Genomic DNA, 12362 nt, shown 5'->3' with positions numbered 1-12362 from the left:
ACTCCAGCAGAATCTGCAAAAATAAGGGCGCCCAGAGGGCGCCCTACCGTCTCTAAGACAGAGAATCTATCTTCCTAAAGGAAGAAGAGATTACTTGGCCTTGGCGAGAGCAGCGTTCGTAGCGGCGATGATGCCCTTGGAGGACAGCGTGGCGCCGGAAACGGTAGCAACACCCTTCGTGCCATTGGCCTTGACGATCGCGGGGATAACGCCGGCTTCAGCGCCCTTGAAGATCATCGGGGTTTCTTTCTGTTCGAGAACCTTAACGGAGGCGATCTTGCCGGCCTTAACGGTCACCTGAACCTTAACGGGACCAGACTTGCCCTGGCCTTCACCCGTGTAGGAGCCGTCCTTGTAAGCAGCGTTGGCACCAGCGGCGAGGAGAGCGGCAGCGGCGAGAACGATCAGTTTCTTCATGGTGTTTTCTTCCTATTAATGGGGGATATGTCGAGGCGTTTTTTGCCTCTGAAAACTTCGGTCCGGAAACTCAGCCTTTAATCAGTTTCTGAATTCCTTTTCCGAGACTGCGTAATAATAATACGAAGTCAGTCTTTGTGGAGGGTCAGATTTACCCTCTAGCATTATCCCCTAATTCCAATTAATAACAAACGCTTCCCCCTTTCAGGGAGAAGCGTCTGTTTTCAACCCTTTTTCAGGGATACAGCCGTCTGATTACTTGTTGAGACGGGTGTAGATGTAGGCCTGCTGGCCAGCGATGTGGCCGAAGGTCACGATATCAGCCTGAGCGTTGCCGCCGAGACGGTTGCCGCCGTGCACGCCGCCGGTCACTTCACCAGCCGCAAAGAGGCCCGGGATAACCTGGCCGTTCTGGCCATAGACCTGGGTCTTTGTGTCGATCTTGATACCGCCCATGCAGTGATGCACGGCCGGGGTCACGATGATGGCGTAGAACGGAGCCTTGTTGAGCGGACGGGGCAGGTCAGCGCGGCCGAACTGCTTGTCGTTCTTGGCAGCCACGGCAGCGGCGTATTCCGTCATGGTCTGCTTGAGGGCAGCGGCCGGAACCTTCATCTTGGCAGCGATTTCATCAAGGGAGTTACCCGTGATGGCGTAGCTCTGCTTGATGTAGTTATTCGTAGCCTTCAGGGACTTCTGCATATCAGAGTCGAAGAAGAGGAACGCGTTCTTGTCGGTCTGCTTCAGGATGGCAGCAGAGACGTTGTCGCGGGTCTCGAGCTCGTTGTAGAAGCGCTTGCCTTCGTGATTCACGAGGATGGCGCCGTTGCCGCGGACAGCTTCAGTGATCATTTCGCCGTTGCCCGGAACCACCGTCGGGTGGGTCTGGATCTCGGTCATGTCGATCAGCTTGGCACCAGCCTTTTCAGCCATTATCATGCCGTCGCCGGTAGCGCCCGGCTGGTTCGTCGTGGAGAAACCCTTCAGACGCGGAACATAGTGAGCAACCATGTCGTTATTCGCGCCGAAACCGCCGGCAGCGATCACCACAGCCTTGGCGTTGATCACGTATTCACCTTCCGGACCCTTCACCTTGATGCCAGTAGCGGCACCCTTGGCATTCTTCAGGATCTCTTCGGCCTTCGTGTTCACGCGGATGTCGACCTTGCGGTTTTCAGCAGCCGTGTAAAGCGTGCGGACCACTTCCGGGCCAACGAGGTTGCCGCCGGTCGGGCGATGCGTACGGGGCTTGGTGGCACCAGCCATCAGGCCGACGTCATGGAAGTCACCGCCGAGGGCGAGCAGCCAGTCAACAGAATCCTTGGCGTGGTTAGCGAGCACGCGGACGAGTTCCGGATTGTTCTTCCAGTGGCCGCCCTTCATCGTATCGAAGAACATGATTTCGGGGGTGTCATAAATCCCCTTAGCCTGCTGCAGAGGCGTGGCAGCAGCGTTCAGGCCGCCAGCAGCGCGGGTGGTATTGCCGCCCGGGAAAGCCATCTTTTCGACGACGATCACCTTGGCGCCAAGATCATGGGCCTCAACCGCAGCAGCCAGACCAGCACCGCCGGCACCGACGATCACGACATCCGTGTTGACATTCTGAGCCGCGTTGGCGACACCAAAGGCGGCAGTCAGAGCCAGAGCTAACAAAGCTTTTTTCATATTCTCTCCAGTGAATTTGGGTTCCGGGCAGTCAGTAGTCCCCCTGCTGCCCAGAATAGGTAAGAAATCAGCGGCAGATTATATCCGAAAGTTTAAAAAAACTGAATAAATACCTATAAAGTAATAGAACCCGGATGGCTTTTCCCATCCGGGTTCTATCGGCAATACAGGATTCTCAGCAAAGAGTCTTAGTTATCAGAACTTCCCCTTGGAGTCGCGGAGCGTCACAGAGAGGTTGAAAACCGGATGCTCTCCGGTGAAATCCACCCGATCGGCAACGAAATAACCGTTGCGCTCAAACTGGAACTTGTCGTCCTTCTTCGCCTCAGCAAGTGACGGTTCGACATACCCCTTCAGGATCTCCTTTGAGTTCGGATTCAGAAGCGTCCGATAATCAGCCTCGGCTGACTCGGGGTGCTCCATCTCAAAGAGTCGTCCGTAAACGCGGATTTCAGCAGGAAGCGCCGTCTTCGCGTCGACCCAGTGGATCGTGGCCTTTGCTTTCACCGTATCAGCACCGGTCGAGCCGCTCTTCGTCTCCGGGAAATACTGGGCATGAACCACGGTCACGCGGCCGTTTTCATCAGTCTCGCAGGAAACCGGCTGAATAATATAAGCGGCGCGGAGACGAACCGGCTTCGCGGGGGAGCCATCCTTCGGCAGCGTCAGACGCTTGTACCCTTTCGGCGGGTCCAGGCTGAAGTCACTCTCTTCAATCCAGAGTTCCCGCGAGAAGGGAATGCTGCGCACGCCCATATCGGGGTTCTTCGGATGATTGCTCGCTTCCATGAGTTCCGTCTGATTCTCAGGATAGTTATCGATCACGAGCTTCAGCGGATGAAGAACCGCCATGCGGCGGGCGGCCTTCTGATCCAGGTCCTCACGGAGGCTGTTCTCGAGCACCGAGTAGTCGATCCAGCTGTTCGAGGTCTTCGAGACACCGCTCTTCTCAACGAAGTTACGGATCGATTCCGGGGTATAGCCGCGGTGGCGCAGACCAACGAGAGTCGGCATACGGGGATCATCCCAGCCGTCCACCAGACCTTCCTTCACGAGCGTGATCAGTTTTCTCTTCGAAAGCACCACGTTCGTGATATTGAGTCGGTTGAATTCGTGCTGATGGGACAGCATGAAGAAATTCGGGCGCACGACATCGAGCGCGGCCTGAAGCACCGGAGTGAAGTTCTCCGTATGTTCATTAAGGAGGGTGAAAGCGGCCTTCCGGTCAGCGGCATCAGCAGCTAGCGGCGACTCCGATCCATGACGGGCAAGGATCTCCGCCATCGCGATTTCAGGAGCGGATGTGATGCCAAGCTTCGCCTTCGACTCCTCAACGCGGGCAAGGAACGCATCCGCGCGGTCATCCCGGCCTTCCGACATATCCTTCAGAATCTGCTTCGCTTCCTCATACTGCGGTGTGCGCAATTCCGGTACGACGCGCTCAAGCGCCCAGTCGTAGAACGGGCGCTGATCCTCAAACTCCAGCGTGCAGAGGGAGTGTGTGATGTTCTCAAGCGAATCCTCAATCGGATGAGCAAAGGTGTACATCGGATAGATGCACCATTCGTTGCCCGTTTCCTGATGCTCAGCGAAACGGATACGGTAGATCGCCGGATCGCGGAGATTCACGTTGGGGCTTGCCATGTCGATCTTCGCGCGAAGCACCATGGAACCTTCCGGGTGCTTTCCGTCACGCATCTCGCGGAAGACACGGAGGTTTTCCTCCACGCTGCGGTTGCGGAACGGTGAATCCTTGCCCGGCTCAGTTAGCGTGCCGCGGTTCGCACGCATTTCTTCCTGAGTCTGCTCATCAACATAGGCATAGCCGGTGCGGATCAGGTACTCCGCAAACTGGTACATCCACTTGAAGTACGAGCTGGCGAAGAAAAGATCATTTTCACCGTTATGCTCCCAGCTGAAGCCCAGCCACTTCACGGTTTCCTTGATGGACTCCACGTACTCAGGGCTTTCCTTTCCCGGGTTCGTATCATCAAAACGCATATGCGCATAGCCGCCAAAGTCGCGGGCCATGCCGAAATTAATGCAGATGCTCTTTGCGTGGCCGATATGCAGATATCCGTTAGGCTCCGGAGGGAAGCGGGTACGGATTCTCGCCGGATCATCCACACCCTTCACCTGCTCGGAATAGGGAGCCGGATGACCGCACCACTTTCTGGGAACAGTTGCTCCCTTCTCGATATCTTCCTCGATCAGCGTGCGGATGAAGTTTGAGTTAACCGGCGCAGTGTTTTCGTTTTCAACGGCCATGGCAGATTTTCTTTATGAGTAAACAACAGAGTTGCAGCGTTTCTTAAACGCTAAAGTCCGTTATTTTAGCTTCTTAAGTTTCAGGATTCAGCACCCGGGCTTTTTTCTCGGAAGACGCGCGATCAGACTCGATGTATCCCAGCGGCGTCCTCCAAGATGCTGGACTTCGCCGTAAAACTGATCAACGAGCGCAGTGAGAGGAAGAGAGGAACCATTTCTGGAAGCCTCGCTGAGCGCGATCCCGAGATCCTTTCTCATCCAGTCGACAGCAAACCCGAAATCAAACTGATCGCGGACCATCGTCTTTCCGCGGTTCGCCATCTGCCAGGAACCCGCGGCGCCTTTTTCCAGAACGCTGAACACCTTATCCATATCAAGGCCGGCATTCATGCCAAAAGCAGCCGCTTCGGAAAGCCCCTGAACAATACCGGCAATGCAGATCTGATTCACCATCTTCGCGAGCTGTCCGGCTCCGGCTTCCCCGATCCGTGTCACCGCGCAGGAGAACGCGGCCGCGGCCGCCTTTCCTGCCTCAAAGGCACCCTCATCCCCGCCGCACATGACGGTCAGCACACCCTTTTCAGCCCCAGACTGACCACCTGACACCGGAGCGTCAATGAAGGACACCCCCTTCTCTTTTGCCGCCGTGTAGAGCTCGCGCGCGAGCTGCGCGGAATCGGTTGTGTCATCCCAGAGAATGGAGCCGGGCGTCATGCCAGCCAGCACTCCGTCCTCTCCATAGACTACTGAGCGGACATCGTTATCGTTCCCAACACAGAGAAAAACAATATCAGCGCCAGTGGCTGCCTCACGGGGAGTCGCGGCTGCCCTGCCCCCGAACTCTGACACCCAGCGGTCCGCCTTGCTCTTCGTGCGGTTATAAACCGTCACGCTGAGACCGCTCTTCGCCAGATGCCCCGCCATCGGGTAGCCCATGACACCGAGGCCGATAAAGGCCGCCTTTTCAATCTTTGTCTTTACCATCCGCGCACTCCTTTCATTCAGAATTCTCTGAGAAAAAGGCGGACTGCAGTGACACCGCAGCCCGCCTTCAGAAAGCACAAAATCTGATGCCTGCTGTTACCGGGTACCGCGCTTCTTATTCTCGCTCATAGCGAGCTTTGCCACCTTACGGGCAAGAACTGCTGTCGGATCGACAATCGCAACCCGTGTATCAGCAATCGGGAATTCGTCTGTCTCATCCAGAATCAGAGGCAGTTCCGTGCACCCCAGAATCAGCACATTGCAGGCATATTCACGGACCAGATATTCCGCGGCGCTCAGAAGTTCGTCCCGGCAGACACCTTCCGTGAATCCCGCCTTCGCGCCCTGGGAACCGTAAATCGCGGACATCACGAGTTTCTGATGCTCTTCATCCGGGGTGAAGAGCGGCAGTCCCATGGCCTCGGCCTTCTTCGAATAGATACCGGTCTTGATCGTGCCGGAAGTTGCCAGCAGACCAATACGGGGTTCCTTGAAGCGGGTAGCGATGTCCTCTAGAGCCGTCTGCTGCATATCAACAAAAGGCACCTTGAGGTAACGCTTCATATAAGGAAGGAACGCGTGGGCAGTATTGCAGGGAATGATGATCGCGTCGCAGCCATCCTCTTCGAGACGCTTGGCTGAGTGATAGAGGCAGATCGTCGGATCGGTCTTGCCTTCAAGAAGGCAGGCGGTACGGTCCGGGGTCTGAGGATTCTCTTCAATCACAAGCTTGAAATGCTCCTGATCCGTCTTCGCAGGGGTCGCCTTCACGATCTTATTAAAGAGATCCACTGTCGCCGCCGGTCCAAGTCCGCCGATCAGACCCAGTTTGAAGGGCTTCGGCAACGGCTTCGGTTCCGAAGCGGCTGCCGCTTTCGCGAGGATCCCGATCGTATCGAGAACCGGAATGCCTTTTTCGGCGAGTTTCGGAGCGGCGAGCGCCACAGCCTCATTCATCGGAAGCACCGCATCCACGGTTCCCAGCCGTCCGGCAGCCGCGGCAAGCAGCTCAACCGCTTTATCGGTTACACCGGATGCCTTGATTTCCGCGATCGCCTGCCCGGTCAGCTTCTGAGCTTCTTCGTCAGCCGGAACCGGTTCTGCGCCGCCGGCAAAGATTCTCGCGTGGGAGGAAGCCGAGCACTGTGCGTAGGCACACTTCAGAACGCCCACCTTTTTCACGCCCGAAACCTTCAGTTCCTCTCCGATCGCGGAAAGCCAGTCAAGCACCGGCGTAGTGATTTCAACCTGCAGTTCATCCAGGAATTTCTGGACCGCAACGCAGGGCAGAAGAATCAGATCAACCCCCTCTTTCTGGAGCCGGATCGACGCGTCAAGCGACAGCATCTTCTGATCGCGCAGATGAAACAGGGGATCCGGTGCGTCTTTTCTCGGCGGCTCCCAGTCCATAACCACTTCGACCGGACGTCCGAGCTTCTGAGCTTCCGCGATCAGCCGGGTCTTCAGTTCAACCGCGGCCTGCGGCAGAATGCCGGCAACAATACCAACTTTCAGCTTATTCAAAGACATATCCATACACCCCGTTCAAAAATAGTTTTCTGCAGAGTCCATTACTGATATTAGCCCATCTAATTAAGGCTAAATACCTAAATTTCTGAAAACACCCTGAGACCAATCATATAGAGCACTGAGGATGGGGCGCCCTTGTTCTCCGGTTCGGACAGCTAACTGATCAAGAGCTTCCACATAGCTGTCCTTCCTGCCTTCGATTCTTTGCTTCGCGTCGATCAGCCAGAGCGTACGTTCATCATCTGTCAGTGTTTCAGGGAAATTTCTCGCCCGATACCGGAGAAGCAGCCGGTCATAGACCGGATTGTCAAAGTGAATTCTGCCCTCGTGATAACTTTCCGCCAGCGCTTCCCCGGTCAGCCTCTCCACTTTCTCGACCATGCGGGAATCCGAGAAGGTCGGAAACCCGGAGGAGTAAAGTGCTTCGTCAGGATCCTGCTCGGGCTCCGGGATCTCTTTCTCGTGAGCCTCTTCGAGCCCAGCGATCAGCATTGCCGTCACTTCACTCATCCTCTCAGGCGTGAATTTTTCCGCATTTCGTTTCACAGCCCCCAGATCGATTCCGAACTTCTCCGCCTGCCCCCCGCTCAGAACACCGAGATGGCTGCAGACGAAGGGGCACTTATTCACGCGGAGCGTATAAACAGGCAGCCTGGGATCATTTTCATCACCTGAGGTGAAGATCCGCCGCTCCACATCCTCAGACTTCAGCGTGAAAAGTTCCTCCGGATCCCGTTCCAGATCCCAGAGGAGAACCCGGTTCGGGTCGTGCGGCATCGCTGCGATCTTCAGCACGCATTTCAGATATCCGTGCGTCTGACCGATATGACTGTCCACCCAGACGACCGGTCCCCGGTTCAGCTCCTCAATCACAGCCTGTTTGCCGCGATGCTCAAATGCCCACTGCCAGAGTTTCGGTTTAGTTTTCCGGATCAGACCGGCAAGAGCCACCGTACCGTACACATCGGAAAGCGCGTCATGCGCCTTTTCATGCGAAATGCCGTTTGCGGCAGTAAGGCACTCAAGCTTGAAGGTATGCCCGTCGAGATCGGGATTCTCATCCTTCAGAATGCGCTTCGCTTCAAGCTTCGGAATCCAGTCCTTTCTGAGAGGCCACTCAATCCCCTCAGGCCGCAGCGCCCAGACTGCCAGCGTGATCGGATACAGATCCCAGCGGCCGCAGCCCAAGGAATACTCTCTCTTGTACGGCGGGAGGAAATTCCGCCAGAAAAGGAAGCGGGAAACCTCGTCATCAAACGACAGATTGTTGTAGCCGATACCGATTGTGCCAGGCTCGGAAAGCCGAGCGAAAACTGCCCGTGCAAATTCGTTTTCCGGAAGCCCGTTTTCCTCACAGTACTGCGGCAGAATGCCGGTCAGAAGACAGCTCTCCGGAGAAGGGAGAAAATCATGATTTGGCCTGCAGTAAAGGACTTCTCCTTCGCCTATGAGGTTCAGATTTTCATCTGTTCTTACCCCCGCGAACTGAGAGGGACGTCTCTCGTCACCCCGGAGGCCGAAAGTTTCATAGTCATGCCAGTAAAACGTGTTGCTCATCCTTCCCTCCCGATGTCCCGTTTCAGGCCAAAATTACATCAAACTGCTCCTGGGTATACCCCGGTTCTACCAGCAGGGAAACCGGCTTGCCGATGAACTCGTGAAGCAGTTCTAGCGCCGGAGATTCACTCTCAAGGAACATATCGATGACAGTCTGAGAGGCGAGAATCTTGAATTCCTTTGCGTCGGTATACTGGCGCCACTCACGGACCACCTCGCGGAGAATTTCATAGCAGACCGTGCGGGCTGTTTTGATTTCGCCCCTTCCGCCGCACACCGGGCACGGTTCACAAACCATGTGAGCGAGCGACTCTCGGGTGCGTTTCCGGGTCATTTCGACGAGACCAAGCTCGGTAAAGTTGCTTACCGTCATCCGGGTGCGGTCCTGGGCAATGCCGCGCCGCAGCTCAGCAAGAACAGCCGCCCGGTGCTCGTCACTTGTCATATCGATAAAGTCGATGATGATGATTCCGCCCAGATTCCGAAGTCTCAGCTGCCGGGCGATCGTCTGTGCCGCCTCGAGATTGGTTTTAAAGACTGTATCTCCGAAATCCTTCTTTCCAACAAAGCCTCCGGTATTCACGTCAATCGTTGACATCGCTTCTGTCTGATCAAACACCAGATAACCGCCGGATTTCAGATCCACACGGCGGCGAAGCGCCTTCTCAATTTCATCCTCGACGAGATACTTTTCGAAGAGCGGGATTTCGCCGCGGTAAAGCTGGAGCTTCTCCTCCGCGATCGGAACAAAAGTTTTCGCAAATTCCTTCAGTTCCTTAAAAGTATCCTGTGAGTCCACCAGAATCGCCGCGGTTTCCGAATGCACCATATCGCGCAGCACCCGCTGCTCAAGTGACAGCTCCTGATAGAGAAGCGAGGGGGCGGGCAGGTGGGATGCCTTGTACTGAATCTGTTCCCAGAGCACCTTGAGGTAGCGCATATCGGAGCGGAACTCGTCCTCCGTCGCCCCCTCTTCCGCGGAAGTCCGGACGATGTATCCACCCTTCTCCTCTTCTGATTTCAGCCGGCTCACTTCATCACGGAGCTTTTCCCGGAGATCCGAATCCTCAATACGCTGGGAAACGCCGATATGAGGTTCACGGGGAAGATAAACAAGCTTTCGTCCGGCAAGCGATACTGTGGTCGTGAGACGTGCCCCCTTCGTGCCGATCGGATCCTTAGCCACCTGCACCATCACGGCCTGCCCCTCATGCAGCACGCGTTCGATCGGAAGAGTCTTATCGCCCTGATGCGCTTCCGTGATGTCGGCGACATGAAGGAACGCCGTCCGCTCGAGTCCGATGTTGATAAAAGCGGACTGCATACCCGGCAGCACCCGGGCCACGCGTCCTAGATACACATTTCCCACAAATCCGCGGGATACCTGCCGCTCCAGATGGATTTCCTGCAGGATGCCGTCCACCAGAATCGCCACGCGGGTTTCCCGAGGCGAATAGTTGATCAATACCTCTTCCACGATGATTTCCTTTATTGCTGCCGGACGGCTTCGGCGGTGCTCCCGTGAGCCCAGGGCCTGTACCTCACCCCCTCGAAGAAATCCGGCCCGCTTTAAAATTGGTTGATTCATTGTAAAGTCGAAACCCGCCCTGGCGGCTTCCGGTTCTGTCCAACTTCTTTTATTTAGGCCATCTCTTCCATGTACGATCAATACGAAACACTCTTAAAGCACGTTTACGAACACGGAGTGAAGAAGACTGACCGCACAGGCACCGGAACGATCTCGGTTTTCGGCTACCAGATGCGGTTCCCGCTTTCGGAAGGCTTTCCGCTTATCACCACGAAGAAACTGCATACGCGCTCGATCATTCATGAACTGCTCTGGTTCCTGAACGGTGACACGAATATCCAGTATCTCCACGACAACAAGGTGACGATCTGGGATGAATGGGCGGATAAGGATGGCAATCTGGGCCCGGTTTACGGTGCCCAGTGGCGTGCCTGGAGAACGGCAAACGGCGACAAAATCGATCAGATCAGCGAAGTGATTGATCAGATCCGCCATCATCCTGACAGCCGTCGGATGATCGTCTGCGCGTGGAATGTGGGCGATATTCCTCACATGGCGCTGCCTCCCTGCCACTGCCTTTTCCAGTTCTATGTGGCGGACGGCAAGCTTTCATGCCAGCTCTACCAGCGCTCCTGCGATTTGTTTCTCGGCGTGCCCTTTAATATCGCAAGCTACTCGCTCCTCACCCACATGATGGCCGCACAGTGCGATCTCGAGCCTGGAGACTTCATCTGGACGGGCGGTGACTGCCACATCTACCTTAACCACCTTAATCAGGTGCATGAGCAGCTCTCCCGCACGCCGCGCGCCTATCCGACGCTCACACTCGCAAGGAAGCCCTCCGACATCTTCTCCTACCGGTATGAGGACTTTGTGATCGAGGGCTATAACCCGTGGCCTGCTATCAAGGCGCCGATCGCGGTCTGATCAGACCGACACTCAACAAACAAAAATCTCCGGATGCTTTTCTGAAGGGCATCCGGAGATTTTTTTCAGGCGGGAGATTTCCCGTGATCAGCACTCAACAATGCAGACCGCGAGTCCTCCCGTACTGGTTTCCTTATATTTGTTGCACATATCACGGCCCGTTTCGAGCATCGTCTGAATCGCCTCATCGAGCGAAATATAGTGGCGTCCATTGCCCGCCATGGAAAGCCGGGCCGCGGCGATCGCCTGCGTTGCCGCCATCGCGTTGCGTTCAATGCACGGGATCTGGACCTGTCCCGCCACCGGGTCACACGTGAGACCGAGATGGTGTTCAATGCCGATTTCCGCCGCGTTTTCGATCTGGTAGGCGTTCCCCCCCATCACCGCCGCGAGGCCGCCTGCCGCCATGGAACAGGCGACACCCACTTCGCCCTGGCATCCGACCTCAGCGCCTGAAATTGAAGCATTGGTCTTAAAGAGAATGCCAATCGCACCGGCCGTGAGCAGGAAGTCATGGATACCCTTCTGATCTGCTCCGGAAACAAATTGACGGTAGAACTCGATCACCGCGGGGATCACACCTGCGGCACCATTCGTCGGGGCCGTCACAATGCGGCCGCCGGTCGCGTTTTCTTCCCCAACAGCAAAGGCAAAGGAACAGACCCAGTCAAGCACTGCGAGCGGATCATCTGTGAGCGAAATCTTTTCAAGACGCCGCTTCATGCCGGCGGCGCGGCGCGCGACCTTATAAGCGCCAGGGAGCATTCCTTCGGTTCTCAGACCGCGGTCCATCGCTTCCTTCATCACGCTCCAGATATGATCCAGCTCGCGGTCAATCTCCTCATCGGTGCGCCAGACGCGCTCATTCTCGCGGACGATTTCAGGAATCGTTTTCCCATCCCGGCCGCAGAATGCGATGAGTTCCACCATGTGCTTGTAGCGATACGGAAGCACCACCTTGTTAAAGGAGGCCGGAACCTCCGGAATATCCGGATTCTCTTCGCTGCCGGCAACGACAAAGCCGCCGCCCACCGAGTAGAAGCGCCGGGCGAGAAGCGTATGCCCCTCAGCGTCAAGCGCCGCCACGTCGATCGCGTTTGTGTGGAAACGGGCAATCTTCTCCGGACTGAAAGTGATGTCCCGGTCCCACTCGAAACCGATTTCAGACTCCCCTCCCAGCTTCAGACGGCGGTTATCACGGACATCCGCGAGAATCGCGGGTTCCGCGTCCACATCGAGCGTTTCAGGCTCCAGCCCCATGAGGCCAAGCACAAAGGCTGTATCGGTCGAGTGCCCCTTGCCGGTTGCCCCAAGACTTCCCATCAGATCCACAGTGATCCGTGCGACCCGCGGCAGCATATCCCGATGGGAAAGCATGCGGATGAAAAGCGCGGCGGCTCTCATCGGTCCCACCGTGTGCGATGAGGACGGCCCGATGCCGACGCGGAAAATGTCAAAAACGCTGATTGCCATGATTTATTTATTG

At 56.1% G+C, this 12362-nt stretch carries 9 protein-coding genes; 1 reads left to right on the top strand and 8 read right to left on the bottom strand.

Annotated features, from left to right (window positions below; all coding sequences use genetic code 11):
- Window positions 1-90: 90 nt before the first annotated feature.
- The 7 genes from BN1936_RS03650 to rng form a co-directional block, all read right to left on the bottom strand.
- Window positions 91-417, bottom strand: a complete 327-nt coding sequence (locus tag BN1936_RS03650) for an FMN-binding protein (protein WP_049686639.1) — start codon at window positions 415-417, stop codon at window positions 91-93.
- 255 nt (window positions 418-672) lie between these two features.
- Complete coding sequence (locus BN1936_RS03645; RefSeq protein WP_049686638.1) at window positions 673-2082, bottom strand: flavocytochrome c; 1410 nt, start codon at window positions 2080-2082, stop codon at window positions 673-675.
- 195 nt (window positions 2083-2277) lie between these two features.
- A complete protein-coding gene (locus BN1936_RS03640; protein ID WP_049686637.1) occupies window positions 2278-4350 on the bottom strand; it encodes a glutamine--tRNA ligase in 2073 nt (690 codons plus the stop codon).
- Between the two features lie 87 nt (window positions 4351-4437).
- Window positions 4438-5334, bottom strand: a complete 897-nt coding sequence (locus BN1936_RS03635) for an NAD(P)-dependent oxidoreductase (RefSeq protein ID WP_022443162.1) — start codon at window positions 5332-5334, stop codon at window positions 4438-4440.
- Between the two features lie 96 nt (window positions 5335-5430).
- Window positions 5431-6864 carry a cysteate racemase gene (cuyB, locus tag BN1936_RS03630; protein ID WP_049686700.1) on the bottom strand — a complete coding sequence of 478 codons (1434 nt, stop codon included), beginning with the start codon at window positions 6862-6864 and terminating at the stop codon, window positions 5431-5433.
- Between the two features lie 69 nt (window positions 6865-6933).
- Window positions 6934-8421, bottom strand: coding sequence for an exodeoxyribonuclease I (gene sbcB / locus BN1936_RS03625; protein ID WP_022443164.1), 1488 nt, complete (start codon window positions 8419-8421; stop codon window positions 6934-6936).
- A 22-nt stretch (window positions 8422-8443) separates the two neighbouring features.
- A complete protein-coding gene (gene rng / locus BN1936_RS03620; RefSeq protein WP_198290744.1) occupies window positions 8444-9901 on the bottom strand; it encodes a ribonuclease G in 1458 nt (485 codons plus the stop codon).
- Window positions 9902-10078: 177 nt separating this feature from the next.
- Here rng and BN1936_RS03615 point away from each other — a divergent pair, with 177 nt between their 5' ends.
- Complete coding sequence (locus BN1936_RS03615; RefSeq protein WP_049686635.1) at window positions 10079-10876, top strand: thymidylate synthase; 798 nt, start codon at window positions 10079-10081, stop codon at window positions 10874-10876.
- A gap of 87 nt (window positions 10877-10963) precedes the next feature.
- On the opposite strand, the gene BN1936_RS03610 is transcribed toward BN1936_RS03615, so the two are convergent.
- Entirely contained in the window at window positions 10964-12349 is a 1386-nt protein-coding gene (locus BN1936_RS03610) for an L-serine ammonia-lyase (RefSeq protein ID WP_049686634.1), read from the bottom strand.
- Between the last annotated feature and the right edge of the window lie 13 nt (window positions 12350-12362).

It is taken from the genome of Dakarella massiliensis, assembly GCF_001182045.1.
In the GTDB taxonomy this organism is placed as follows: domain Bacteria; phylum Pseudomonadota; class Gammaproteobacteria; order Burkholderiales; family Burkholderiaceae_F; genus Mesosutterella; species Mesosutterella massiliensis.
This window is presented reverse-complemented; position numbering and strand designations above follow the sequence as displayed.